26 protein-coding genes and 1 pseudogene are annotated in these 26,644 nt (G+C 53.7%); 11 read left to right on the plus strand and 16 right to left on the minus strand.

Annotated features, from left to right (window positions below; all coding sequences use genetic code 11):
- Positions 1-66 precede the first annotated feature (66 nt).
- The gene (locus G5193_RS18450; protein ID WP_421206783.1) at positions 67-855 is read left to right on the plus strand and encodes an AraC family transcriptional regulator; all 789 of its coding nucleotides are present in this window, start codon (positions 67-69) and stop codon (positions 853-855) included.
- Here G5193_RS18450 and G5193_RS18455 read toward each other — a convergent pair.
- Entirely contained in the window at positions 821-1,054 is a 234-nt protein-coding gene (locus G5193_RS18455; protein WP_100652158.1) for a hypothetical protein, read from the minus strand. The genes G5193_RS18450 and G5193_RS18455 overlap by 35 nt on opposite strands.
- A 292-nt stretch (positions 1,055-1,346) precedes the next feature.
- Here G5193_RS18455 and G5193_RS18460 point away from each other — a divergent pair, with 292 nt between their 5' ends.
- Positions 1,347-2,597 (plus strand): valine--pyruvate transaminase, encoded by a 1,251-nt coding sequence (locus G5193_RS18460; RefSeq protein ID WP_421206785.1) that lies wholly within the window; start codon positions 1,347-1,349, stop codon positions 2,595-2,597.
- Between the two features lie 72 nt (positions 2,598-2,669).
- On the opposite strand, the gene G5193_RS18465 is transcribed toward G5193_RS18460, so the two are convergent.
- Entirely contained in the window at positions 2,670-3,110 is a 441-nt protein-coding gene (locus G5193_RS18465; RefSeq protein ID WP_005339297.1) for an Hsp20 family protein, read from the minus strand.
- A 92-nt stretch (positions 3,111-3,202) separates the two neighbouring features.
- Positions 3,203-3,616, minus strand: a complete 414-nt coding sequence (locus tag G5193_RS18470) for an Hsp20 family protein (protein ID WP_005339298.1) — start codon at positions 3,614-3,616, stop codon at positions 3,203-3,205.
- A 280-nt stretch (positions 3,617-3,896) separates the two neighbouring features.
- On the opposite strand from G5193_RS18470, the gene G5193_RS18475 reads away from it, so the two are divergent.
- From G5193_RS18475 to G5193_RS18485, 3 genes are all read left to right on the plus strand, one after another.
- On the plus strand, positions 3,897-4,667 hold the full coding sequence (locus G5193_RS18475; RefSeq protein WP_421206787.1) for an MBL fold metallo-hydrolase: 771 nt from the start codon (positions 3,897-3,899) through the stop codon (positions 4,665-4,667).
- Positions 4,668-4,758: 91 nt separating this feature from the next.
- Positions 4,759-5,718, plus strand: coding sequence for a helix-turn-helix domain-containing protein (locus tag G5193_RS18480; protein WP_421206789.1), 960 nt, complete (start codon positions 4,759-4,761; stop codon positions 5,716-5,718).
- 560 nt (positions 5,719-6,278) lie between these two features.
- Positions 6,279-7,193 (plus strand): DUF6216 family protein, encoded by a 915-nt coding sequence (locus G5193_RS18485; RefSeq protein WP_421206791.1) that lies wholly within the window; start codon positions 6,279-6,281, stop codon positions 7,191-7,193.
- Here G5193_RS18485 and G5193_RS18490 read toward each other — a convergent pair.
- From G5193_RS18490 to G5193_RS18520, 7 genes and pseudogenes are all read right to left on the minus strand, one after another.
- Positions 7,131-8,393, minus strand: a complete 1,263-nt coding sequence (locus G5193_RS18490; protein WP_421206850.1) for a hypothetical protein — start codon at positions 8,391-8,393, stop codon at positions 7,131-7,133. The two genes, G5193_RS18485 and G5193_RS18490, sit on opposite strands and share 63 nt — an antisense overlap.
- Before the next feature lie 216 nt (positions 8,394-8,609).
- Positions 8,610-8,999: pseudogene (locus tag G5193_RS18495) on the minus strand (hypothetical protein); the annotation flags it as partial.
- On the minus strand, positions 8,986-9,918 hold the full coding sequence (locus G5193_RS18500) for a TniQ family protein (RefSeq protein WP_421206793.1): 933 nt from the start codon (positions 9,916-9,918) through the stop codon (positions 8,986-8,988). The gene G5193_RS18500 and the pseudogene G5193_RS18495, both read right to left, overlap by 14 nt.
- On the minus strand, positions 9,909-10,889 hold the full coding sequence (locus G5193_RS18505; RefSeq protein ID WP_421206795.1) for a TniB family NTP-binding protein: 981 nt from the start codon (positions 10,887-10,889) through the stop codon (positions 9,909-9,911). Before G5193_RS18505 ends, G5193_RS18500 begins: the two co-directional genes overlap by 10 nt.
- Complete coding sequence (locus G5193_RS18510) at positions 10,882-12,831, minus strand: Mu transposase C-terminal domain-containing protein (protein WP_421206797.1); 1,950 nt, start codon at positions 12,829-12,831, stop codon at positions 10,882-10,884. The genes G5193_RS18505 and G5193_RS18510 overlap by 8 nt, the downstream gene beginning before the upstream one ends.
- The gene (locus tag G5193_RS18515) at positions 12,764-13,534 is read right to left on the minus strand and encodes a TnsA endonuclease N-terminal domain-containing protein (protein WP_421206799.1); all 771 of its coding nucleotides are present in this window, start codon (positions 13,532-13,534) and stop codon (positions 12,764-12,766) included. Before G5193_RS18515 ends, G5193_RS18510 begins: the two co-directional genes overlap by 68 nt.
- 166 nt (positions 13,535-13,700) lie before the next feature.
- A complete protein-coding gene (locus G5193_RS18520) occupies positions 13,701-14,183 on the minus strand; it encodes a helix-turn-helix domain-containing protein (RefSeq protein ID WP_223953951.1) in 483 nt (160 codons plus the stop codon).
- Between the two features lie 200 nt (positions 14,184-14,383).
- On the opposite strand from G5193_RS18520, the gene G5193_RS18525 reads away from it, so the two are divergent.
- Genes G5193_RS18525 through G5193_RS18540 form a run of 4 tightly spaced genes read left to right on the plus strand, consistent with a single transcriptional unit; the run spans position 14,384 to position 17,192 of the window.
- Positions 14,384-14,701: a hypothetical protein gene (locus tag G5193_RS18525; RefSeq protein ID WP_077096353.1), complete on the plus strand. Its 318-nt coding sequence runs from the start codon at positions 14,384-14,386 to the stop codon at positions 14,699-14,701.
- A gap of 19 nt (positions 14,702-14,720) precedes the next feature.
- The gene (locus G5193_RS18530; RefSeq protein ID WP_223953952.1) at positions 14,721-15,932 is read left to right on the plus strand and encodes a PfkB family carbohydrate kinase; all 1,212 of its coding nucleotides are present in this window, start codon (positions 14,721-14,723) and stop codon (positions 15,930-15,932) included.
- Positions 15,929-16,534, plus strand: a complete 606-nt coding sequence (locus G5193_RS18535) for a 7-cyano-7-deazaguanine synthase (RefSeq protein WP_077096340.1) — start codon at positions 15,929-15,931, stop codon at positions 16,532-16,534. Before G5193_RS18530 ends, G5193_RS18535 begins: the two co-directional genes overlap by 4 nt.
- Positions 16,512-17,192, plus strand: coding sequence for a nitroreductase family protein (locus G5193_RS18540; protein WP_077096339.1), 681 nt, complete (start codon positions 16,512-16,514; stop codon positions 17,190-17,192). The genes G5193_RS18535 and G5193_RS18540 overlap by 23 nt, the downstream gene beginning before the upstream one ends.
- Here the strand turns inward: G5193_RS18540 and G5193_RS18545 are convergent.
- The 6 genes from G5193_RS18545 to dnaA form a co-directional block, all read right to left on the minus strand.
- Complete coding sequence (locus tag G5193_RS18545) at positions 17,127-17,960, minus strand: hypothetical protein (RefSeq protein ID WP_421206805.1); 834 nt, start codon at positions 17,958-17,960, stop codon at positions 17,127-17,129. The two genes, G5193_RS18540 and G5193_RS18545, sit on opposite strands and share 66 nt — an antisense overlap.
- Positions 17,960-18,637, minus strand: coding sequence for a DNA adenine methylase (locus G5193_RS18550; RefSeq protein ID WP_077096337.1), 678 nt, complete (start codon positions 18,635-18,637; stop codon positions 17,960-17,962). Before G5193_RS18550 ends, G5193_RS18545 begins: the two co-directional genes overlap by 1 nt.
- A 184-nt stretch (positions 18,638-18,821) precedes the next feature.
- On the minus strand, positions 18,822-21,233 hold the full coding sequence (gyrB, locus tag G5193_RS18555) for a DNA topoisomerase (ATP-hydrolyzing) subunit B (RefSeq protein WP_158114267.1): 2,412 nt from the start codon (positions 21,231-21,233) through the stop codon (positions 18,822-18,824).
- Positions 21,230-22,333, minus strand: coding sequence for a DNA replication/repair protein RecF (gene recF / locus G5193_RS18560; RefSeq protein WP_005339305.1), 1,104 nt, complete (start codon positions 22,331-22,333; stop codon positions 21,230-21,232). Before recF ends, gyrB begins: the two co-directional genes overlap by 4 nt.
- A 2-nt stretch (positions 22,334-22,335) precedes the next feature.
- Entirely contained in the window at positions 22,336-23,439 is a 1,104-nt protein-coding gene (dnaN, locus tag G5193_RS18565; protein ID WP_005339306.1) for a DNA polymerase III subunit beta, read from the minus strand.
- A gap of 83 nt (positions 23,440-23,522) precedes the next feature.
- Positions 23,523-24,893, minus strand: a complete 1,371-nt coding sequence (gene dnaA / locus G5193_RS18570) for a chromosomal replication initiator protein DnaA (protein WP_005339307.1) — start codon at positions 24,891-24,893, stop codon at positions 23,523-23,525.
- A gap of 311 nt (positions 24,894-25,204) precedes the next feature.
- Here dnaA and G5193_RS18575 point away from each other — a divergent pair, with 311 nt between their 5' ends.
- The gene (locus G5193_RS18575; protein ID WP_005339308.1) at positions 25,205-25,963 is read left to right on the plus strand and encodes an amino acid ABC transporter substrate-binding protein; all 759 of its coding nucleotides are present in this window, start codon (positions 25,205-25,207) and stop codon (positions 25,961-25,963) included.
- Positions 25,964-26,632, plus strand: a complete 669-nt coding sequence (locus tag G5193_RS18580) for an amino acid ABC transporter permease (RefSeq protein WP_019445518.1) — start codon at positions 25,964-25,966, stop codon at positions 26,630-26,632.
- Positions 26,633-26,644 lie beyond the last annotated feature (12 nt).

Raw genomic sequence — 26,644 nt, forward strand, 5'->3', positions numbered from 1 at the left:
CATTCTAGAGAGACGCCGATTGTCTGATTACAATAAACAGGACTATAAACATCAAAAATCAGACATATGGCCTTTATTCTTCCCGATCACCCTTTTGACCCTGACCAGCTGACCGGCAGCGTTATCGGCATTGCCTCCGCCCTCGGCTGGCACGACTCGGGTCTGCATCAACATCAGCGCCATCAACTGCTGTTCGCCCAATCCGGCTGCATGACCATGGAGCTGGAAGGTCGGGTCTGCCTGCTACCGCCCACCCGCGCTGCCTGGCTGCCAGCGGGCACCGCCCACAGGATCTTGATGCGTGGTGTGGTGGCCTACCGCTCTCTCTACTTCCAGCCACACCCCGAGTTGCCCGGCACGGTAGAGGTGTTGGCGGTCAATCCGCTGCTGCACGAACTGATCGAACGGATGGCGCTCTGGCCGTGGGACAAACCGCAAGAGCAGCAACAACGGACGGTGGCACTGTTTATGGAGGAGTTGGGGCAGACACCGCGGGAGTCGTGGCAGTTGCCGCTGCCGACGGATCCCAGACTGGGCGACTGGCTACAGCAGTTGAAACGGGGGGATGCCCTGCCCGACCGGCTCAACCGGCTGGCCGAGCGGGTGGGTGCCAGTGACAAGACCATTGGCCGCATCTTTATGCGGGAGACCGGCATGAGCTATCAGGCGTGGCGTCAGCAGTGGCGGCTGTTGCGTGCCATGGAGCTGCTGGCAGAAAGCGAGCCCATCAGCCGGATTGCCGCTGCGCTGGAGTTCTCCAGCGACAGCGCCTTTATCAGCTTCTTCAAACAACATACGGGACAGACCCCCCTGCGCTACCTCAACTCTCGGGGTGAGTCGCCACAGCCTGACTAGCTTCCACAACCAGGGTATCCAGCGCCAGCGGCTTGAGGTTATGCAACGCATCCTTCACCACGGCATGGGATGCCTGTTGCAACTCGCTCTGCACATCCTGCTCCAGCTGGGCACTCTCCAGCTCGGGCCGCGGATTTTCGTTGGCCATCACGTTCAGGCTCAGGGCACTCACAATCAGGGTGGCGATCAGGCTTTTCATCTGGTTTGCTCCGGTATGGTTGAGATGACCAGATAGCTATTCCAATAGTTGTGCCAATCCTCACACAATTCATAACATGATGATTTTGTTTAAATTAACTATCTTGCGATACCAAATTGAGTCGCAAAATGCATCCCGCTCGGTCAATTTTAAACCAACAGTTGGTGCTTTTAACCACGCTTGATTTTTGCACCATGTTCCACGTGGAACGTCCCATCTTTTTGATCGACACCCGCTTTTAAACTGAGCTATGGTGCTACATCTTCGTAACTGACTCTGGATCTGTCACCGAATGGAATTTTCCTTGTTCGGCGAGAAGTTCACTCGCCACGCCGGTATTACCCAACTCATGGATGACCTCAATCAGGGGCTGACCAATCCGGACGCCATCATGCTGGGTGGCGGCAATCCGGCCCCCATCCCCGCCATGCTGGAACGCTTTCAGGCCGAGGCCAAGAGCCTGCTCGACAACGGCGAGCTGATCAAAGCGATGGCCAACTACGACGGCCCACAGGGCAAAGACAGGTTCACCAAAGCGCTGGCAGCCCTGCTCAGCAAGGAGCTGGGATGGGATATCTCGGCCCGCAATATCGCCCTGACCAACGGCAGCCAGAATGCCTTCTTCTACCTGTTCAACCTGCTGGCCGGCGAATTTGCCGATGGCCGCAAGAAGAAGGTGCTGTTCCCGCTCGCCCCCGAATACATAGGCTATGCCGACTCGGCGCTGGCCGACGACTACTTCGTGGCCTACAAACCCACCCTCGAGAAACTGCCCGATGGCCAGTTCAAATACCACGTGGATTTCGAGAGCCTGCGGGTAGGTGACGACATCGGGGTGATCTGCGTCTCTCGCCCAACCAACCCCACCGGCAACGTGCTGACCGACGAAGAGATCGAACACCTCGATCAGATCGCCCGCGACAAGGGGATTCCGCTGCTGATCGACAACGCCTACGGCGTCCCCTTCCCGGGCATCATCTTCAGCGAAGCCAAGCCATTCTGGAACACCAACACCATCCTCTGCATGAGCCTCTCCAAGCTCGGCTTGCCGGGCACCCGCTGCGGCATCGTCATCGCCGACGAGAAGATCATTCAGGCCATCACCAACCTGAGCGGCATCATCAATCTGGCGCCGGGCAGTCTGGGCCCCGCCATCACCATCCCGATGATCGAGAGCGGCGAGATCATCTCCCTCAGCGAACAGGTGGTGAAGCCCTTCTATCAGCAGAAGGCGGAGCTGGCGGTGCAACTGCTGCGCGAGGCGATCCCCGACCCACGCTTCCATATCCACAAGCCGGAAGGCGCCCTCTTCCTCTGGCTCTGGTTTGAAGGCTTGCCGATCCACAGTCAGGAACTCTATGAGCGACTGAAGGCGAAGAACCTGCTGATCGTGCCGGGTCACTACTTCTTCCCCGGCATCGACGACCCCGAGTGGCGCCACAGCCAGGAGTGCATCCGCCTCAACTACTCCCAGAGCGAGGAGTTGGTGCGCCGCGGCATCGCCATTCTGGCCGACGAAATCAACGCCCTCTACGCTGGCTAAGTCAGTCCGGCCAGCCAAAAACAGAGAGGCCTGCAGATGCAGGCCTCTCTTGTTTATCGCGATCCGGTTTGCTTAGCCGGGTAGCGCCAGTTGCTCGGGTTTGCCGATGGGGATGGCTCTGGGCTTGAGCGCCTCCGGCAGTTCGCGCGCCAAATCGATGGTCAGCAGACCATGCTCCAGCTTGGCACCCTGCACTTCCACATGCTGGCTCAGCTTGAAGGCGAGCTCGAAGTCGCGCTCGGCGATCCCCTGATGGAGGAACTGACGCTCACCGGCCGCAGCCCCTTTGCGCCCCTTCACCTTGAGGGTGCCGTTTTCGGTCTCCAGCTCCAGCTCTTCGCGCTCGAAGCCAGCCACGGCGACCGTAATGCGATAGCCATCCTGATCGCGCTTTTCAATGTTGTAAGGGGGGTAAGCCGCGGTCTTCTGCTCGAACAGACCTTCCAGCTCACGGGCCATCCGCTCGAATCCGACGGCGTTGGAATAGAGATGAGAAAAATCGAGGTTACGCATATTCCTATCCTTCTAATAAGCAACAGGTTCAACTCTCCACAGGCCCGTCATCGGCACCCGGGAAATTTTAAAATTTCAGTGAATTCAGACTATCAGCCGTTAATCTCAATCTTGCGCGGCTTCATCGCCTCGGGTACTTCACGCACCAGCTCGATGTGCAGCAAGCCGTTTTTCAGGTCGGCCCCTTTCACCCGCACATAGTCGGCCAGCTGGAAGCGGCGCTCGAAACCACGTTCGGCAATCCCCTGATAGAGATAGTTGCGCCCGGTATCGGCCTGCTTGTTGCCCTTCACCGTCAGCAGATTTTCCTGGAAGCTCAACTCCAGCTCTTCCTGGGTAAAGCCCGCCACCGCCATGCTGATGCGGTAGTCGTTGTCACCCAGTTGCTCGATGTTGTACGGGGGATAACCGGCATTGCCATTGCTGGCCGCAGATTCGATGAGATTGGCCAGACGATCGAAACCGATGGCAGAACGATAGAGCGGAGAAAAGTCGATAGAACGCATAGTATTACCCTCTTGTGAGCGATAACGGATTGTTTGCCCTCCTTATGGACGGGCGCCTGGTCGAAACCTCTGTCGAGCGTTCCGGCCTTGTTACCTATATAGGGGCTCACTTTTTCCTTTCAAGGGGATTTTTTCAAATTTTTTAAATGGCCGCACCGACCTGTAGAACATCAACCTGTTGGCCCGATAGTGATGATAATCGACCCGTGGGCCACTGATGGCAATGCGCTCCGCACTCCATAATTGGTTGCATATCCACCAGCCAACATGGAGCCATCTCATGAAGATTACCCAGGTTCGTAACGCCACCTTGCTGCTCGACTATGCCGGCACCCGCTTTCTGATCGACCCCATGCTCTCGGCCAAAGGGGTCTTCCCCGGCTTTGAGGGCACCGCCAACAGCCATCTGCGCAATCCGCTGGTCGAGCTGCCGCTACCGATCGATGAGCTGGTCGATGTGGATGCCGTGATCGTCACTCACGACCATCCCGACCACTGGGATGATGCCGCCAGAGCGCTAATCCCCAAACATCTGCCGCTCTTGGTACAACATCAGAAAGATGCCGATGCCATTCGTGCCAGTGGCTTTGAGGATGTGAGGCTGCTGAGCGACCAGCCCGAGTTTGCCGGCATTCATCTGCAGCAGACCGGTGGCCAGCACGGCAGCGATCAACTGATGGCGGTACTGAGCGAGCGAATGGGAGAAGTGTGCGGCGTGGTCTTCTCCCACCCCGATGAACAGAGCCTCTATCTGGCCGGTGATACCATCTGGCATCCCCGGGTCGAGCAAGCCCTGCAACAGCATCAGCCCGAGGTCATCATCCTCAACTGTGGCGATGCACAGGTGCCCGGACTCGGTTCCATCATCATGGGCAAGGAGGATGTCGCCGCCGTTTATCAGGCCGCACCGCAAGCCACGCTGATCGCCAGCCATATGGAGGCGGTCAACCACGCCGTGCTGTCGCGCCAGGAACTGCGCGACTATCTGGCGGAACGGGGCATGATGGATCGGGTACGGGTGCCGCAAGATGGCGAGGAGATATCGCTGTGACCCGCAGGAGGGCCCATGCCAGACATGGCCCTTCGGCTTTCACAGCCTGACGTTTATGATGAGTGTCTGCGCGCAGAGAGGAGCCAACATAATGCCCACCCCGATCGTTGCCGTGGTGACCTTCGATCACTTCAGCCCTTTTCACTGCGCCGTCCCCTGCCTCATCTTCGGAGACATCCTGCCGGGCCAGCAGCTGTTCGAGCTCAAGATCTGCTGCGGTGATGGCAACCCTCATTCACACTCGGCGCAAGGCTTCACCATTCAGGCTCCTCATGGGCTGGAGGTGCTGGCCGAGGCTGAGATCATCGTCATCCCCTTCTGGCACGACCCGGCAGCACAGCCACCCGCAGCACTGCTCGATGCCCTGATTGTCGCCAGAGCCAGAGGCGCACGGCTGGTCGGACTCTGCCTCGGCACCTATGTTCTCGCCTACGCCGGGCTGCTCAATGATCACAAGGCATCGACCCACTGGGAGTACGAACAAGATTTCTGCCGCCGCTTTCCCTGCGTGCAACTCGATACCAATGCTCTCTATGTGGATGACGAGGGGCTGGTCACCTCGGCAGGCACTGCCGCCGGGCTGGATTGCTGCCTCTATCTGGTACGCCAGTACCACGGCTCGGCCATCGCCAACAAGGTGGCGCGGCGGCTGGTGATCCCGCCTCACCGGGAAGGGGGCCAAGCCCAGTTTATCGAGCAGCCGGTGCCCGCCTCCACCCGCGATGTCCGGATGAACCAGTTGCTCGACCACCTGCGTGCCCATCTGGCCGAACCCCACACCCTGGATTCTCTGGCAGACCTCACCCTAATGAGTAGACGCACCTTTACCCGCCGTTTTCATCAGGCAACCGGCCTCTCGGTGGGTGAATGGCTGCTGGCGGAACGGCTCAGGCGCAGTCAGGAGCTGCTGGAGGTAAGCGGCCATTCCATCGATCGCATCGCCGAGCTGGTTGGCTTCAAGAGTGCCACCTCCCTGCGCAATCACTTCCGTGCCCGCTTTGCCATCTCCCCCAGCGAGTGGCGACGATCTTTTCGTGGCCAAAACCACTGATACACAGACTCGATGTTTCACGTGGAACGTGCAACTCCTTCCGCCCAAAAACAAAAAGCCGCTCACAGGGAGCGGCTTTTTTATATCGGGCTGACAGCGTCGATGTCGGATCTCACTCCTACTGAGAATCACCATTCAATGAAAACAGCCACTTATCGGCCTTCGTGCGCACGAAAAATCTCATCAATGTTGCAATGAATCTTACGAAATCTCATAACTCATGAAACACCTTAAATTTCAGTTAGTTATGAACACATCTGATGACTTGAGCAATTCCAAGGAGATTATGGCTTTTCCCGCAGTGGTTTCGGGTCAGCTGGAGAACTCGGTTCCTGAAGATCTGAATCTTTACTCTGCTTCCGGCGCTTGAGCTCCTCTTTCACCCATTGGCCTGCCCGCTTCATCTCATTCCTGAGATCTTCTATTTCTTGCTCTGTTAGACGCCGATAACTCATCTCGTAACCTCCTTGGCCCCCCCGGCTCAGAAGTGATTCCGCTGAGGCGTGCTACACGGTAGTCTATGCGATTCGAAACCATCTGATACACAAGGAGTTATCATCATGGAAGAATCTGTTTTCGGAATGGCCATTGATATCTCGGGCTTACCCGGCCCGTTGTTGAATATGGCCATACTTGTAGTCTCTTTTATCGGATTGCGACTCTTTTTCCACTATAGAGCAGGAACCTCATATGGTTTTGTAAGCAGGCTGTATGCATTACTTGTAGGTCGCTCAGAGTACCAAGACGACACCCTTGCCGAATTCTGGCGACGCAATAAGGAACTTGAGCGTTTTAATGCGATTTTCAACTTCAAAGCCAAATCGTTAGATGACGCTCATAAGCTCATTAAATGGTTCGACGAATATGACCTGGACCATAAAAAATTCGCCCGCCTTAAGGGCTGGTTTGACATTGAAAAGCTGGAAATAAAGAAAGCGACTAGAACCCAAGCTGTTGGCTTCATGCTTTTGGGGATTGCGCTTGCTTTGGTGTCGGTCCCGCCGCTCGACCTGGGATTAAGAAATGCTGCGTTGATCAAGTTCAAAGGCGAATCCCAATGGATCTGGCTGGATCATGACCAAGCGTACAACTCCCCCTACAATCTCACCAAAGACTGGCGGTTCACCGCACGAACCTGCTCACAGGAAACATTCAGTGCTGAGTCAGCAGCTAAAGAGACTCAACTAAAGACCGAAACCATCGCCAGTATTTGCGATTCGTTCACCAATGCAGCCGACGCGGCACGTATCGACGAGATTATAAAAGGTCAAAAAATATTCTTGGTGTTTGCTCTCCAGTTCATAATCTTTGCAATTTCGTCATTCACTGAGATCTTCCGAAGGCTGACGGCTGTTGAAACAGCTGCGTATCTAGCCAATAGGAAACGGATCAAGGCCGAGGCCAACGAACAATCATCCAGCTCCAACGCTCGAAATACAGAGTCCACGCAAGAAACCTCTGAGGTTGCTAGCTAGGTACACCTTCTGCCGCATCTGCTGATCCCAAACAGCATCAATCGGCTGAATCCCCCGAGAAGCCAAGTCGTTCATCACACTGGCCGAACTCCGACCGGCTTCTCGGGCCAGGTCACGCAGCAAAACATACTCCGAGCAGAACTTGTCTATCGAGTGCTGGCTGACCAGTTGCCCCGACGAATGGTTGCTGGAATATGTTTCAAGAAGACCTGTATTGGCGAGCTGGTAAGCAAACTCCTGATGAATCCCCATACGCTTCGCGGCTTCGGTTATCGAAAAGAGCTGAGAATCGGAAGATCGCTCCCGATACCAATCTTCGAACTGGTGACTATCGAAAACCAGCTCCCGGATTGTTGGCTTTGGGCTCGACGCATATGCACCCAACAAGCCCTGCTTGATCGCCTCGATGATGATCACCAACGGCTCTTTCACCCCTGCTCGAAACCGCCTCAGCGCCTGATTCATGGTCATAGCCTCGAGAGGTGCTGAACTGCTGTGAGCAAGCGACTTCAGAAACCCGGACAACTGCGCCATTGAAAAGGCCCAAACGCCCCTAGAGGCTGATCCTGGAGCCTTCTGGTATGTGATATATCCATTCTGGCGTAGCTGTCCGAACTGCTTCTTGGTAACGCCGAGATAGTCAGCCGCATCCTTAGCTGTTAGGGAGTCGGCCAGCCATACCTTAAGCCTCACCACGTCCGGCTTCCACACCAGTACCGATACTCGCTTTGGCCCCTGTACTGACATACTGCGTACATCATCATCCGCAATAGCACGCCTCATGTGGGATTTGGGAACTGCGAACTCTCGGCAAGCAGCTTGCAGCGCGAGCCATGGGTGGGACTGGATGGTTCGATCCTTGAAGAGTGAGTTCCGGCGGCTCAAAGCCTTTGGCCAGTGCTCATTGAGATACTGTTCCAGCAGTTGCTTGTAGGGGTCGAAGCAGCCATCCTCAAAAGACCCGTAGAACGCTTTATAGAATCGACTTAGCCGCCGTTCTCCCTGCTCAGAGGCGCTCACCGAAAAAGACGTGTCGAGGAACTTGGTAAAGCCCTCGGTCCCACCAAACAGCGCATCTGCTACTTGGGTCATCACGTCGGCTGCCATATCCATATGAAGCACACGCGTATCGATGCCGGTTTTACCCATACCGTCACGACCGACAAAACGAGCAAACAACAGAATGAGCTCTGATCGCATTTGGAGATCCAGGTTGTGCCCTGCGGCTATCAAAGCCCTTGATACAGAGCCTCGCTCCAACCATCCTTGCTGTCGTCTTACAGCTTCGGGGGCCAGGCACAGGGCTGATTCAGATAGATCTGCACCACACTTACAAAGCTTGGTACTGCGAGCCTTGAACAACATTGGGCTGTTACAGGTCGGACAGGTATCTCTAAGCCAGCCTCCATGTTCAGCACACACCACTGACGCTTTCAGATGCCACGCAGCCTTCCATCGTTGCGTTTCCCTGATACAGACGGGGCAATAACGTAAGCGACCCAGGCGGTGGCTCTGATCGACCAAACAAACCGCCGCCGAGATCGATGACGTTTCTGTCCCCCAACCAGTCCAACCCACTCCTGCGAGCAGGTCATGGTACAAATGCAGCTCCGATAGTCTCGGTAGTTGCCCCACTGCGCACATCCAGCGGGTAGAGCCATAGCAATTCAGTTCCGCCAAGCGAACCAAATAACCTATCGGTGACTCGTCCGGGCTGCTGGCAGGATAGATCGGAGGGTATATCAATGCACAGCCGTGACTTATGACTGGTGCCCGCATACCCTCCAGGCCCTTACTTCGGGTCATGCGGCAGCACCTGCCACTCGGCGTACTCCCATAGGTCGGCGATATCGGATGACCGGCCCAGTTCCTGGTCTAAGGCCTTTCTCAGATACACCCAGTAGCTGAGAGCCTGGTGCTTCAGAGTGTCGAAGCACGGTTGTGGAAAGTCGATATTCAGCCGCAGAACAAACTTCAATATGAGAGATGTGTAATACTCGGGACTATCTAGCTGAGACAAGCGGAACAGAAAGGTATCCAACCCCTCAGGCTGAAACAGCAGCTCAGCGGCATTCACAAGGTGAATCCGCGCCGTGCCGCACTGCTTCAGCTCGAGATTGAAGTTATGCACCGTGAGCTTCGGATAGTCTAACCAGTTACACAACAAGCTGATCAGCGCGGTCCGGGCCGGGTAATCCAGACCGTGTTCCATGGGGAGTATCGAATACGCTCCGTCCGGCACAGATCCTTCATCCAGGAACAGCTGCATTTGCTCGATGGGACTATCGATTATCTCCGCAGGCGCGTCAGCTAACCGCGCACCACAGGCACAGTACGATAGGTTCGTTGATGCCAATGGGAGCCGGGAATGACAGCTTGGGCACCGATCAACCAGCCAGATTTGGTGCTTGGTGCAAGCGCTGGATACCCAGCTTTGCCAAGCGCTACGCCAATAGCCTCTCTCCGCGATGCAAAGCGGACAATATCTGAGGTGTTGGGTATTCGCACCAACGGCACTAGCTGTTGGCTGACTACCTGCCCAATCAGCGGCTGATAGCTCAGCAACGGAGAGCGCGGGGGTTTGAAGTACGCATCGTGACGACAGGTTCCTGAATAACCAGGTTGGGCTTTCGTACTGATTCAGTTCCGCCAGACGCTTCAAATATCCATAAGGCAGTTCGTCCGGGAAGCGATCTGGATGCAGCGGTGGTTTGATCAACTCCATGACTCTCCTCCTGTCTTGGAAGCCCGTACAGCAGAAGCAGGCTCGAACAGATTAAATGGCATTCCGGGGCTATCGAGCCGCTTCCAACGGAACCCATCATTGAAGGGGTTCAGCGCGCCCTTACCTTCGTGCCACACCCAATCGACAAATGCCCTTCCGAGTACGGAGCGATCGATGGCCGGCACGGAGTGCTGAGTAGCCCAGGCGTAGCTCCCCGTCATCAACCGAACGACGTAATCGATAATGCCATTTGTGGCGAAGTGGAAACGTCTTAACAGGTCGCCATCCAGCTGCAAGGGCCTCTTTAAACCAAGCTTTTGATCGAAGTGGGTAATTACACCAGCAAAGATCGACTGTTCATGCGGCGATTCGATGGAGAACGGATTCAACTCTAGGCGCCGCCCATAGCGACGTCTCAGTTGCTCGTTTACCTGGAGGATCTGTTCACAGCGCGGAAGGCCCATCAGCACCGTCGAGACCTGGGACTGATCAATCAGTGTCTTCAACCAATCCGAAACCTCCAAAGGCGCTCTGCGGCGGCCTCGGTCGATGAAGTGCTGGAGTTCATCCACAATGATCAGCCGCACCTGCTTCTCTTTGATTAGGTTGAGAATCCGGTTTGTTTTGTCGATAGCAGACCCGCGCATAAAACAGGGTTCCCCCAACTGAACCAGCATCGCTTCTGCCATATTGCGTATGGTTGGCTGCGATGGTGTATCCACACAGAGTACAGGCAGTAACTCGCGGTCTGGCAGTAGTTCGGGTGGGTACTCATCGAATATCAGGGACTTCAGCGTCGACTTGCCGGTACCGGACTGGCCGACGCACAGCAGATGCTGAGGAAACCCTACCTGGGCACTCATCAAGTAGGCATCCCGAATAGCATCGAAAGCCGTCTGGCATTGAGGGTGGAAGATCACAATTTTTCGGAGTTCAGCGATTTTCTGATGGATGTTTAGGCTGTCAGTCATCGCCTTGCCCCCTCGTCACCACCTTGAAGTTCAGGGGCTCGAAGAGTGACTCAGCAGTCGTATCAGACTCCTTGGGGCGCTCCAGTGCCGGGTTTGAGCTCCAGGAAGGAGGAACAGGCATGGCGTCCCTGGCGGCTTTCTTACGTTCGCGAATCAGCTTGTTGCGGCTCAGATCCTCAATCTTCTGCTGGAACCTGGCCTTGCTCTCCAGTAGCGCCTCCTCGTCCTGTTCATCCAGTCCGCGCTGCTTAGTGTCCTTCAGGATCTGATCGTGTTGACGTAGCGTCAGGCCTTCCGCGTAGTCAGGGTTGGTACAGGGCACATGGATGTAATCCCCCTGCAGCTCGTCATAAACCCATACCGCGCCCATATCTTCCGGGTCGTAGCGCACCGACACGTCATACCGGGCGTTCGAGCGTATGCGCAAAAGCCCAAGTTCCGCCGAGTTATAGAACAGGTGATACACCTGGACGCCCTGATGGGAAAGTCGGCGGGTCGTTTCCTTGGTGAGGATCAAGTTCAGCTGCATCAGGCTCTCAGGCAACATTGGCTCCACCATACCGAGTCCATCCTTCCACATCGCTGTTGGCATTCGATGCGTGGCTCTGTGCACCTCTTGGTGGTAGATATCGATAACCCACTCATGGATAAGCGATTTCAGATCAGCCAGAGTGATCCGTGCCATGTCGGCGGAGTTGTAGTCACCACGATGCACAATGTTAGAGAAAGTGGTGCCAGGGATACGGTGGCAGACCGCTCGGTTTAACGTGCCTAAAAAACGCTCCACGGCCCCTTTGTAGTGGGGTTGCTGCTTGGGGCAGAACTGAAGCTCAATATTGAGCTCGGCGCAGACGCGCCTCAGTTGATGGGAGTGAAACTCCAAACCGTTATCGCAGATCAGAGTGTGAGGAATCCCGTACGCTGGCCATTCATAGCAAATATCCGGGTAATGCTCTTTAACGTAGGCTTTGGACAGAATCGCGTGACGTAAGGCCCTCATCACCGACAGCTCTGAGGGCGGCTCAAACCCGATGGAAAAACCCAACACCATACGTGAGTGACGGCACAACAGGAGGGTCAGGGTAGGTCGGCCATCCGCCAGACCTGTCCGCTCGTTAATAACAATCACATCCAGAGGGGTATGATCGACCTCGACCCTTTCAAGAATGTGCTGTGTAACCGCCCCGGCGCCGGTTGCCCGAAAATGCTTATCGGCGGCTCGCTTCCCTTCTCTGGCAGCCATGGCATCGTATTTATCGATCTGATCTACGATCCGGTAGAACTGGGCGCGGCTCGGAATCTTTAACGGCTTGAGCCGCTCCGCATTAAGCTCGTTGATACGGTGGCGAAAAGCATCGTAGACAGCCTGTATGGGTAGCTTTTCCCTAGAAAACCATAAGCGCTCAACGAGTGCATGAAGTTCATCCATCATGTCTTTGGAGAATTTTCTTTGAGTAGAAGGCTTTTGGTATTGGGGGGCCAAACACATCAGGTCTTGGCCGGATTCTAGCCACCGCCTCCACCAACGATAAACCGTTGTCGCGCTAGGGGGCCTGATTTCCCCAATATTAGCGGAAACAGTTTCGATAACGGGCCCCAGACCTGCCGCTTTAGGCTCCTTCCCAAGCCGACTGATGGCCTCCTTGATGTATTCGTACTTACGCAGAACCTCTTCGCGCTGTGACTTGGATAACGCCTTTAAATCGCGTGAAGCTCGGGAGCTCAATCCAGCATCGGAATTCGACTCCCGGTTGTTGGGAGACTCAATGCTCAGCTCTCCTGCTGCCAGTAAAGCGGCCAATTCTGGCTTAGTCTTAACAAGAACTCCGCCATCGGACAGCCGCTCCAGGTAGCACTCTCCTGATACCAGAATCCTATCGATGCGGTATCGCGTGCGATTCAAAGTCAGGCGCAGTCCGGTATGAAAAGAGGCAAGTTTCATGGCCGATACCCTCCGGCGAATGCAATGTGGTAGTAGGAGAAAAAGGAGTGAGAAGGTCGACGTGCAGGACTTGCTGGGCAATCAGCGCATAGACCTGTGTTGGTGAGTTCAGTAGCTCGGCTAATTGCTCGAAAGTGACGGAACCTATAGCACGGAGCCAATGCCCAATTCGCAACCACACCTCATCAGGTACATGGATACGTTGATGAGCCCTGAGTAACTTCAGGTTACGTTGTAAGGTCGGGTGGTGAAGTTCTATATCCGTGATAACGCCAAATTGTTGGCCGTGCATCTCCCAAAATCTTGCAACCTGCTGAAACCGTCTTTTGACAGAATGACCTTGGAGCTTGGCAAAAGGCTTAACCTCCAAGTACATCGATCTGCCGTCATGAAACCTCAGCTCAAAATCAGGGGTATAACGCCGCATTTGACCATCGCTTTCGAAGTAGATAGTGATCGGCTGTTCTCGATAACTCACCACATCAGCTGAAAACTCAAATAGAGCGCAAGCTTTCTGCTCCAGTTGTGATTCCCAGGCAACGAGTCGGTTGTTCTTCGTTGACGGGTAGAACCCGACAACTCGCCCAGTTGTCGGCCGAACCGGCTCACGAACGCGAACATCTTTACGTTGTCGCACAGATTTTTGGCATAGCTTCGCCTTCTGCCTTGTGCCAAACGGCACGACAGTGTTCTTTGAAGACATAAGTTCCCCTTACTCTGACGAGTAACGAAGTTAACTAACTGGATTAATGTCTAGGCAGGCAGATTGACGCCAATGGAGCAAGTGGAGATACTTAGATTTCTCAAGTCGTGAGTATCATTACTTGCGCCAAATAGCGGGACAATCCACCCGGTGCGTCCCGTTATATCTACATTGCAATCCCCTCCTGAGAGTTGACCCCCAAGCCAATAACCTTCCGTATGATCAGTACCTGGTCTTCATTCAGCGTACCTAAGTGATTTCGTAAATCGTGGACCATTTCAAACTCATCTTGAGACATACCTTCGGGCAAACGGAACGTCATCTCTGATAGTTCAACAGAGCGCCACAGCCCTTCCTGCTCATTTCGAGATAAGTTCAAGTTCTTGATTAGCCGATTGAGCACTTCTGCCGATGGTGGCCCCTTACGCCCTCGCTCAAGAGTGCTTACATAGCATGGATTGATGCCCATCAGGTCCGCGAGCTGCTTTTGCTGAATGCGACGACTACGCCGGAGATTTTCAAGATAGATACCAAAAGGAGTCATAAACACACGGTCCAAATTTGTGTATTTATTGTCCAGAATATAGGAAAAGTCACTCGAAAACCAAACTAAAAAAACAAAAAAATACATAAAATCAATGATGTACACATTGATTATCAAGATCACATATTTTGAATCTCCACACCAAGTAATCCTTGCCATGGACAAATGAGGACATAAGTCACCAATGGCTACAGAACCTCATGATTAGATACGCTTTTTATCATTATGGCGGTGTGATCATAGTCTTACATCATTGTTCTGTGGTATAGAAAAAGACTCCAATTGAGTAGCAAAAGGGAATGCAAATGTCTGGATCTGGTGGTAGTTATTTCGGCCCCTCAACTCCTGCAACATCATGTCAGGCGCTTCAATTTGACGCACAACTTGCCTCACCAAAAGCACAGGTAGTTACACAATTAACTATCGGTCACCTGCTCGATGTAGCTTTTCAGAATGGGAATCAACAAGTCGTTGTTGCCCTTTGGAACGGGCAGGAAGCAGGAGGCATTGTCGGCCCAAATCTTGCCCAGCTGCGTAACTGTATGAGCCAAGGAGAACAATTCCAGGCAAAAGTACTTTCTGTAAGTGGTGGCCAAGTCCGTCTTAGGGTTTACCACGTCTAATCAGGAGCAAGGAGATATCATGATTACTGTAGTTGGGGGAGTCTACCGGGAGAGATGCATGCGTCCAGCATGGGATGATATCTACGGCTCTGCAGGGAGGGCTGCAACTGCAATCTCCCGTTTTGGTGGGCAAGTTGAATTGCGCGCTTGTTTAGACAAAGACACTCAAGATGTTCTTGATGCTCGCGCAATGTTTGAAGGATTTAAGTTAAACTCATCACTCACAGATTCTAACTTTACATTTGAGTATATTCATGGGCTGTCCACCCCGGATGTTTTGGGTGAAAAAAATTCTAATTTGAAAATAGAAATTTGTTCCGAAAAAGTTCTCCGGTTTGGCATGATTGATGGAACCGCTGTAGTTAATGCCAAGTATGCCGTCTTCGACCCACAGAATGCAGATTGTCCAGAATCATTTAAAAGTAATGGTTCTACAGCTGAACATTTAGCTCTCGTCTTGAACCGCTACGAAGCTAATTTATTAATGCCGGATTCTAGTATCATGTCAGTAGAAGAACTGGCAATTAAACTTGCTAAGCAAGAGGGAGCTGAAGTTGTCATTATCAAAATGGGGCCGCAAGGTGCTCTAGTTTACGAAAAAGGAAATATTACTACCGTACCGGCCTATAGAACTAGGAAGATATGGAAAATTGGCTCGGGTGATACATTTGCAGCCCACTTTGCTCTTGGGTGGATGGATAATGGTCTATCAGCTCACGCTGCTGCTGAAAAAGCCTCTATTGCAACAGCTTTCTATTGCGAACACCAAGGGTTTCCTGACCAAGAACTATTAAAGACTTACTCCCCTGATCCTTTAGTCCCTTCTGCCCGTTATTGCGATGGCTATACTCCAAATGTTTACCTAGCAGGCCCATTTTTTACTCTTGCAGAACTGTGGATGGTTGGACAGGCTCGTAGAGATCTTCTAGCAATGGGATTGGATGTGTTTTCTCCTTACCACGATGTTGGAATTGGCTCCGCCGAAGATGTTGTAGAAAAAGACCTGGAAGGCATACGGAAATGTGATGTTCTATTAGCAATAGGAGATGGTCTTGATTCCGGTACTATCTATGAAATTGGCTATGCAAGAGCTCTAAATAAACCGGTTATTTTCTATGCCGAGAATGAATCAGTTCAAGATAAAAAAATGATAGAAGGTTCCAACTGTTACATCACTGATGATTATGTGAGTGCAATCTACCACACTGTTTGGGAAGCAATAGTACTATGAAGACTGGACTTTTACTTTCTGGTGGTATGGATTCCGTTGCTTTAGCATGGTGGAAAAGACCAGATATGGCTTTCACATTAAACTATGGCCAACTAGCAGCCCAAGCAGAAATAGATGCTGCAAAAATAATTTGTCAGGAACTAAAAATCCCTCATCAAGTAATTGAAATTGATTGCCGGCAGCTCGGCTCTGGAGATATGGCTGGTTGTAAACCAGATCACCTAGCACCAGCTTCAGATTGGTGGCCATATAGAAACCAGATGTTAGTTACATTAGCAGCCATGAAAGCTATCGCTTTTGGTATCACTCATCTTTGGTTAGGTACAGTTAAATCTGATGGCCTCCACAAAGACGGAACGCCAGAGTTTATGTCAGCAATCAGCCATTTATTGTCTATGCAGGAAGGAGGTATTGTTGTGGAGGCTCCTGCGATCGAACTTACTACTTCAGAGCTGGTTCGTAAATCTGGGATACCTGCAAATCTACTGGCATGGGCGCATAGTTGTCATAAATCACATATAGCATGTGGCCACTGCCGTGGTTGTAATAAGTATATGGAGGTATTTCAAGAGGTAGGATATGACTTGGATCGACTTGGGTGACCCACATCCGAAACAAAGTGTTAATAGATATGACCCAATCGTGTGGGATGTGGGCGAGAGCCTTCAACTTCCTGAGTGTTCAGAAGAGCTTATATGGCCATTTAATGAGGTCCTGAATCAGAGGTTCTCAAAGCGAGATTTTGATTATTTGGATGAAAAGCGCCTTGGTTCATTTCTGTGGAATGCCTGTAGAACTCGAGGGATTGCTGTGTCGGAGCTTGGCTTCGATTTAGAGCATCGATCTTCTCCTTCAGCCGGAGCTATTCATCCAATACACATTATTATTAAGCGCCCTGAAGATTCTCGTTGGTGGTTATATCAACCACAAACACATTCAATTTTAGAAATAAAACAAGCAGACTGGAAACTTGCCCCCCTTTATAAGCATAGTTTAACTGTATTGGGAGGCGATAACGCAACACGTATTCTTTTTTTAGCTGAACCAGGTAAAACATTGGGGAAATATCAAAACGGATGTAGCCTAATTTGGCGTGATGCAGGAGTCCTACTGGGTGTTATGGCCCTCACAGCAACAGCACAAGGGCTCAATTTTTGTCCCTTAGGCATTACTGGAGAACCATGGGCAAGCAATCTAGCAGAGCAGGGAAAGTTGGCCGGAGTAGGTCTCGCTCTTCTTGGTTCTCCTCCTTTGACTTGATGCTATTGTCTGACGCCCCATCCCCATTATGCTATGAACTGTAGCAGGAGAAGACATCATCTCCATCCACATGAGAGCATCCAGCTCGGATGCTCTTACCCCTAAAGCTATGCTGAATCGGATAAATTGCTCCTCGAGCTTTAAATAATGTCGTTCTACTGTCAGGTGACTATCAAAGAAATTGCCCAATAATCCAGCTCGAAGAATATGAATATCCAAAATTGCCACATCGTCAGCATCTAGCCAATTACGTGCGACCCATGAAGCAGTCTTGTAACCGATACCAGGAATATCTAGCAGCCAGTTACGCAACGATTTTCCAGTATCGAGTGGTGGTTGTTCTTCAGATAGTCTTCTCAGTGCAGCACAAAGATAGCGAGCCTTCTGTTTGGCAAAACGATATCTTACTTGGCGACCATCAACTTCCAATGGTTCTTTCAACCATTCCAGTAACTTTTCTTCTGAAGGAGGTTTCACTTCAAAAGCACCGCTATTTCTAAGATGGTTAAATGCAGCAATACCTACATTGGCAGGTATCCCATACCCCCCTAACAAGCAAGCACCAACCTCCTCTTTCAAGGTTGACCCAAGCTTGTAGTTGATACGATCACCTGTTAGACGGCGTGCATATACTTGGTAAGCCCAATAAGCGGGAGTAAGGAACTTCTCTATTGAGCCCCAAGGTACACCAGGAATAACCTCATCTTCAGGTTTGGGTAACTCAACATTAAAGACTGCTTGCCCCATGAAAATTGCACCTAACTGCATTAAGCAACCTCCTCGGCATTACCATAGTGTTCTTGCATCCACTCCAGTAGATCGTGACGCTCAACTGGATCTAGGCTCTGAATACGAGAACGGAGTCTAGCTTGACGACGTTGAATGGTTTGGCGATCTCGAAAAGTCTCCCCCATATAACGACTATCATGCAAACGCACAGGTGGTTCAAAGTTCATCCAGACAGTTTCATCACGCATCTCAACATGTGTCTTAGCAGGAAAGCTAACCTTGTGCCATCCAGAAAGCTCACGATTGTAGAGTTCACAGTCATAGCCAGAGAGCATCACTTTGCAAGGTAAAGTGAGTAAGCATTTCAATAATCGAATATGTTGACTTTCTGTATAGTCACAGCGATATATCTTGGCTCGTCTGCGAGTTTCTGGGACATAAGGTGGGTCCACATATACAAGCTCTTGGCCGTCATAGGTATAGCTTTCAAGGAAAGCTACGGCATCAACCTGGTACAACTCACAAAGACTTGGAAACTGAGTTTTCCAAAGTTCTATGACTGTCGCATCAAGGTCTAAGCCTATGTTCCGCTGCGCAGCTTTTTTGTTGCGCATGACAGCCCCACCACCAAGATGGGATTCGATGTATGTCTGATGCGGAGGCATCAGATTGATCAAGCGCTGATAGCACTTGCCTTTACCGCCTGGATATCTCATATACAAATCATCGTCATTTTTGACGATGATGTCAACTTCGTTCTATTGATAGGCAAACAGTAAGCAAAAAAAGAGAGGGACATAAGTCCCTCTCTTTGGTGCTCATAACCTATTGCATTTTCAATGAGACGCCATTGCACGTATATGAGACGTCATTTCATTTGCAATGAGATCCCACAGTCGATTAGACGTCGAGGTTGGCTACGCGCAGAGCGTTGGTCTCGATAAAGTCACGACGGGGCTCAACGGCATCACCCATCAGGGTGGAGAAGAGCTGGTCGGCACCGACGGCATCGTCGATGGTGACGCGCAGCATGCGGCGGGCTTCCGGATCCATGGTGGTTTCCCACAGCTGGTCCGGGTTCATCTCGCCCAGCCCTTTATAGCGCTGGATGTAGATGCCGCGCTTGCCTTCGCCCATCAGCCACTCGACCGCTTCGACGAAGCTGGAGACCGGCTTGACCTTCTCGCCACGCTTGATGTAACCGCCTTCCTCGATCAGGTTGGCGATCTCCTTGCCCAGCGAGACCAGCTGACGGTACTCGGAGGATTGCAGGAAGTCGTAGCTGAGCGGATATTCGCGATCGACACCGTGCTGACGTACCACGGCGTGCGGCACGTACAGGCTGCGCTCTTCGTCACGACGAACCTGGATCTGGTACTGGATACCGTGGTTGCTCTCGTTGAGCACGGCTTCCATACCCTGACACCAGGCCAGCAGATCGCTCTCGCTGTTCAGCAGCGCTTCATTCAACTCCGGCTGATAGATCAGTTGGGTCAGCACGGCTTCCGGCGCACGACGAGACATGCGGGTGATCAGGTGAGTCACCGAGCGGTGCTGGTTGACCAGACGCTCCAGTGCCTCGCCACCGATGGCCGGGGCAGACTCGTTGACGTGCAGGGTGGCACCGTCCAGCGCCATGGCGGTCTGGTACTGCAGCAGCGCGTCTTCGTCTTTCAGATACTGCTCCTGCTTGCCCTTCTTCACTTTGTAGAGCGGCGGCTGGGCGATGTAGACGTAGCCACGTTCGATAATTTCCGGCATCTGACGATAGAAGAAGGTCAACAGCAGAGTTCGGATGTGCGCACCATCGACGTCCGCATCGGTCATGATGATGATGTTGTGATAACGCAGCTTGTCCGGATTGTACTCGTCGCGACCGATACCGCAGCCCAGTGCGGTGATCAGGGTGCCCACCTCTTGCGAGGAGATCATCTTGTCGAAACGGGCCTTCTCTACGTTCAGGATCTTGCCCTTGAGCGGCAGGATGGCCTGGTTCTTCCGGTTGCGACCCTGCTTGGCGGAACCGCCAGCAGAGTCCCCTTCCACTATGTAGAGTTCGGAGAGAGCCGGGTCTTTTTCCTGACAGTCAGCCAGCTTGCCGGGCAGACCGGCGATATCCAGCGCGCCTTTGCGGCGGGTCAGTTCGCGAGCCTTGCGGGCCGCTTCACGGGCACGGGCCGCATCGATGATCTTGTTGACCACGATCTTGGCATCGCCCGGGTTTTCCAGCAGGAAGTCAGCCAGCTTCTCACCCATCGCCTGTTCAACGGCGGTCTTCACTTCGGAAGAGACCAGCTTGTCCTTGGTCTGGGAGGAGAACTTGGGATCCGGCACCTTGACGGAGATAACGGCAATCAGACCTTCACGCACGTCGTCGCCACTGGCGGCAGACTTGGCCTTCTTGCTGTAGTCCTCTTTGTCCATATAGGAGTTCAGAGTACGGGTCAGTGCGGTACGGAAGCCAACAAGGTGAGTACCACCATCCCGCTGCGGGATGTTGTTGGTGAAGCAGTAGACCCCTTCCTGATAGGCGTCGTTCCACTGCATCGCCACTTCAACGCCGATACCATCCTGCTCGGTGGTGAAATGGAACACCTTCGGGTGGATCGGGGTCTTGTTCTGGTTCAGGTACTCAACGAACGCTTTGATGCCGCCTTCGTAACAGAAGTGCGCCTCACGGCCGTCACGCTCATCCATCAGACGGATGGAAACACCGGAGTTGAGGAAGGAGAGCTCGCGCAGGCGCTTGGCCAGGATCTCGTAGTGGAACAGGGTGTCGCTGAAGATGGTCGGGCTCGGCCAGAAGCGAACTTCAGTACCGGTGCCGGTGCTGTCGCCAATCTGCTTGAGCGGCGCTTGCGGCTCACCCAGATGATAGGTCTGTTCGTAGACGTGGCCGTTACGACGAATGGTCAGCAGCAGCTTGTCAGAGAGCGCGTTAACAACGGAGACGCCGACGCCGTGCAGACCACCGGAAACCTTGTAGGAGTTGTCATCGAACTTACCGCCAGCGTGCAGCACGGTCATGATGACTTCGGCAGCGGATCGGCCCTCTTCCGGGTGAATATCGACCGGAATACCACGGCCGTTATCGCGCACGGAGACGGAACCATCGGAATGGATCTTGACCTGAATATCGGAGCAGTAGCCAGCGAGCGCCTCGTCAATGGAGTTATCGACGACCTCGAACACCATGTGGTGCAGTCCCGAGCCATCATCCGTATCGCCGATATACATCCCCGGGCGCTTGCGGACCGCATCCAGGCCCTTCAGCACCTTGATATTCGAGGAGTCGTAAGTATTTTCACTCATAGCTTACTCTCTGCCTTCTCTAACGTTTCGGAGATTTTACCCTGTTCCACGTGGAACAACTTGCAGTCATTCGCATCCATCATGTCTGCGAGCTGACCGGTGTCGATGGCGGTGATAAACACCTGGGACGCACACTGCTTCAGCCTTGCGGCCAGCAAGCGGCGCTTGTCGACATCCAGTTCAGAGGCAAAATCGTCAATTAAAAAAATACAGCCACGGCTGCTATGTTGATTCAAATAGAGCCCTTGGGCCAGTCGCATGGCGCAGACCAGCAACTTCAGCTGACCCCGGGACAAAATATCCTGAGCGGGCACCCCGTTCGCCTTGAGACGCACATCGGCTTTCTGTGGACCGACACCGGTATAGCCCAGCGCCCGATCCCGCTCAAACCCCGCCTCCAGCAGATCGCCGAGGGGAGTATCTTTCTCCCAGCCCCGGTAAAAGCCGAGACTGATATCGAATTCCGGCAGAAAATCCGCCGTCATCTCCTTGATCAGGGGCGTAATGGCCTGACAATAACTGGCGCGAAACTCGGCCAGCTCACCACCCAGCCGCACCAACTCCTGATCCCAGAACGCCAGCTGGCGGTATTGGGTGCTCTGGCGCAACAGCGCATTGCGCTGTTTCAGCAGCCGCCGCACTCGTCCCCACAGGGCAAAGAAGGTCGGCTCCTGATGGAAGACACCCCAATCGAGCCAGGCGCGGCGAGCCTGAGGCCCGCCCGTCAGCAAGTTGAAACCATCGGGATGGATCAACTGCACCGGCAACAGCTCCGCCAAATCGGCAAGCCGCTGGGCCTGTGCCCCGGCAATCTTGAGCTGGGTCTCGCCACTCTTGTCTTTGGCAAGACCGATCGGTACCTGACGCCCCTCCAGCTCGCACTGGGCAAACAGGGTAAAGGCCCTCTCCCCCTGGCGGATGACCCGCCCGGTCAAATGAGTGCGAAAGGAGCGCCCCAGACCAAGGTAGTGAATGGCTTCCAGCACACTGGTCTTGCCGCTGCCATTGCACCCGACCAGAATGTTGAGGCCGGGCGACAGCTTGAGACTGGCTTGCTGGATATTGCGAAAGTCGCTGAGCTGGAGTTTGACCAGGGACACGACTAGATCCGCATCGGCATCACCACGTACTGAGCATCCTGATGTTCAAAATCCTCAATAATGGCACTGCTGATGGAATCGCTCAGGCTAATCCGAATTTGGTCACATTTTAACGTATTCAGCACGTCGAGCACATAAGAGACGTTAAAGCCGATCTCCATCTCGCCAGCGGCATATTGTACGTCAAGCAGCTCTTCGGCTTCTTCCTGTTCCGGGTTGTTCGCGGTGATGCGCAGCAGGTTTTCCTGCAGATTGAGACGCACCCCACGGAATTTCTCGTTGGAGAGGATGGCGGCGCGGGCAAACGCCTGACGCAGATCCTCACGGCCGGCGATCAGGGCCTTGTCGCTGTTGCGCGGAATGACGCGGCGCCAGTCCGGGAAGCGGCCATCCACCAGCTTGGAGGTGAAGATGAAGCCGTCCAGCGCAGCGCGCAGGTTGCTGCGACCGATCTGCAGACGTACCGGCTTGTCTTCCGCCTCCAGCAGACGCACCAGCTCCAGTACCCCTTTGCGCGGCAGGATAACCTGATGATCGGGCAGCGATTCCCCGACTACCTCGCGGCGGCAGGTGGCCAGACGGTGACCGTCGGTCGCTACGGTGCGCAGACCGTGACCTTCGCTCTCGAACAGCATGCCATTCAGGTAGTAACGCACATCCTGGCTGGCCATGGAGAACTGGGTCGCATCGATCAGCTTCTTCAGCTCCAGCTGGCTGATATCGAACTCGAGCACGGATTCCCAATCCTCGATGTTCGGATACTCGGTCGCCGGCAGGGTCGAGAGGTTGAAGCGGGAACGACCGGACCGGATGATCAGGCGCTCGCCTTCGGTATTGAGACGGATCTCGGCGCCTTCCGGCAGACCACGGCAGATATCCAGCAGCTTGCGCGCCGGTACTGTGGTGCGGCCATCTTCGCTGGCCCCGTTCAGATAGACCTGACCGATCATCTCTACTTCGAGATCGGTACCGGTCAGTGACAGCAGACCGTTGCTGACATCAAGCAGCACGTTGCCGAGTATCGGCAGGGTCGGTCGGCCGCCGAGGGCGCCGGACACCAGTTGCAGAGGACGTAACAGGGCCTCACGGCTAATTTCGAGCTGCATCTGTGCTCTCCGTTGTGATTAGGAGGAAAAGATTCGGATCAGGTTGGAATATTCGCGCTGCATCTGTCCACTCGATTCCGTTATCAGGAAGAAAGGGTACGGATCAGGTTGGAATAGTCCTCCTTGATGTCGTGACTCTCCTCCTTCAGCTGCTCGATCTTGCGGCAGGCATGAAGAACGGTAGTGTGGTCACGGCCACCAAAGGCATCACCTATCTCCGGCAAACTGTGGTTGGTCAGCTCCTTGGCCAGTGCCATCGCCAGTTGGCGCGGACGGGCAACAGAGCGGGAACGACGCTTGGAGAGCAGATCCGCCAGCTTGATCTTGTAGTACTCCGCCACCGTCTTCTGGATATTGTCGATGGTGACCAGCTTCTCCTGCAGTGCCAACAGGTCGCGCAGCGCTTCGCGCACGAAATCGATGTTGATGGCACGGCCGGTAAAGTTGGCGTTGGCTATCACCCGGTTGAGGGCGCCTTCCAGTTCACGGACGTTGGATCGCAGACGTTTGGCGATGAAGAAGGCCACTTCGTCCGGCAGATGGATCTGGTTCTCGTCTGCCTTGCGCATCAGGATCGCGACGCGGGTCTCCAGCTCCGGCGGTTCGATCGCCACGGTCAGGCCCCAGCCGAAGCGGGACTTGAGGCGATCCTCGACACCGTTGATCTCCTTCGGATAGCGATCCGAGGTCAGGATGATCTGCTGGTTACCTTCCAGCAAGGCATTGAAGGTATGGAAGAACTCCTCCTGGGAGCGCTCCTTGTTGGCGAAAAACTGGATGTCATCGATGAGCAGGGCATCGACGCTACGGTAGTAACGCTTGAACTCTTCAATAGCGTTGTTTTGCAGCGCTTTCACCATGTCCTGAACAAACCGCTCGGAGTGCATATAGATGACTTTGGCATCTTTTTTACTCTCCTTGATGGCATTGCCAACGGCGTGCAGCAGGTGGGTTTTACCCAGGCCGGTGCCGCCATAGAGGAACAGCGGGTTGTAAGCACCACCCGGATTGTCCGCTACCTGACGGGCAGCCGCACGCGCCAACTGGTTGGACTTACCCTCGACGAAATTCTCGAAGGTATAGTTCACGTTGGTGTTGCTCTTGTGGTTCGGCTCGGGCTTGGCTTCAGCCTTGCTTTCCCAGCTCTTCTGCAAGTTATTCACAGGCGCGGCACCCTGTACCGGCGCTCTGGCGACAGCAACAGGATGGGGACGATTACCTATATCAAAACGCAGGGCGGGGCCGTCGACCCCGCAGAGTTCGTTGATGATGCCGTTAACCCGGATGAGATACTTGTCTCGTACCCAGTCCAGAACAAAGCGATTCGGTGCATACAGGGTCAGAGTATTGTCACTCAACTCCGCTTGAAGCGGCCGGATCCACATGCTGAATTCTGCCGAGGGCAACTCATCTTGCAGCCGGTTAAGGCACTGCTGCCATAGCGAAGCAGTCACTCTAAACTCCTGTCGATTGATTAACTAAAGACCGGCTATTCTACGTTTTTAGCTGCCGGATCTCCAGCCATCGCCCGGTGGATCCAGCAAATAAGATCCTTGACTTTCAAGGATCCAGCGCCTTTGGATCGGATTTCATCCCCAAAGTTACCCACAGCTTGATCCACCGTCCGGATTGGTCGATCCCGAGCTTCTCTCCTGTTATTTCATATAACCAAATGTCATTTATTTTTTAAATTTTATTCCAATAACATCAGGGCCAAACCAGTTATTACAACTACAAATACAAGACATTGAGAGAGAGAAACACCATGAAAACATCCATCAAACTGATTTCCGGCGCAGCCATCCTGCTCGCCACCCTGTCCGGTCAGGCCATCGCCCAGGAGACCATCAAGGTCGGCATGTCTGGAAAATATTTCCCGTTCACCTTCGTCAAGCAGGACAAGCTGCAGGGCTTTGAAGTAGATATGTGGAACCAGATCGGCGAGCGCACCGGCTACAAGGTCGAATTCGTGACCGCCAGCTTCTCCGGCCTGTTCGGCATGCTGGAAACCGGCCGCATCGACACCATCTCCAACCAGATCACCATCACCGACGAGCGCAAAGCGAAGTACGACTTCTCCCAGCCTTACGTCTATGACGGCGCCCAGATCGTGGTACGCAAGGGCAACAGCACCATCCACGGTATCAAGGATCTGGAAGGCAAGAAGGTGGCCGTGAACCTGGGTTCCAACTTCGAAGAGCTGCTGCGCAAGAACGACCCGAACAAGAAGATCGATATCCGCACCTATGACTCCGCCTTCGAGCAGGATGTCGCGCTGGGTCGCATCGATGCCTTCGTGATGGACCGCGTCTCCACCGCCCAGCTGATCAAGGAGTCCAAGCTGCCGCTGCAACAGGCTGGCGCACCGTTCGAGACTATCGAGAACGCCCTGCCCTTCCTGAAGACCCCGGAGAAACAGGCGCTGCTGAAGAAGGTCGACGAGGCCCTGACCGCCATGCGCAAGGATGGCTCCCTGCGTCAGATCTCCGAGAAATGGTTCGCTTCCGACATCACCGACAAATAAATGATGGAATTTGACCTCGAATACACGCTGGGGCTGTTTCCCATCCTGCTCAAATACCTGGGCACCACGATGGAGATGGCCCTGTGGGGATTCGTGCTGGCACTCGTACTCTCGCTGGCCCTGGCGATAGTACGGGTGTTTCGCGTCCCTGCGATTCACTGGCTGGCGATGCTCTATATCTCGTTCTTTCGGGGTACACCGCTACTCGTTCAGCTGTTCCTGCTCTACTACGGACTGCCGCAACTGTTCCCGATCTTCGTGGGGATGGATGCCTTTACCGCCGCCATCGTCGGTCTGACCCTGCACTTCGCCGCCTACATGGCCGAATCGATCCGCGCAGCCATCCTCGGCATTCACAAAAGCCAGATGGAAGCGGCGCTCAGTATCGGCATGAGCCGTTATCAGGCGATGCAGCGGATCATCCTGCCGCAGGCGGCCCGCATCGCCACCCCGTCGCTGATGAACTACTTCATCGACATGATCAAGAGCACCTCGCTGGCCTTCACCCTAGGGGTGGCCGAGATAATGGGCAAGGCGCAGATGGAAGCCTCCTCCTCCTTCAAGTTCTTCGAGAGCTTTATGGCGGTGGCGCTGATCTACTGGGTGGTGGTGATCTTCTTTACCCGCTTGCAGCATCTGCTGGAAGTCCGTCTCAACCGTGCCTATTAAAGGAGGGCGTTC

This window comes from Aeromonas sp. 601027, from assembly GCF_049174455.1.
Classification (GTDB): domain Bacteria; phylum Pseudomonadota; class Gammaproteobacteria; order Enterobacterales; family Aeromonadaceae; genus Aeromonas; species Aeromonas veronii_A.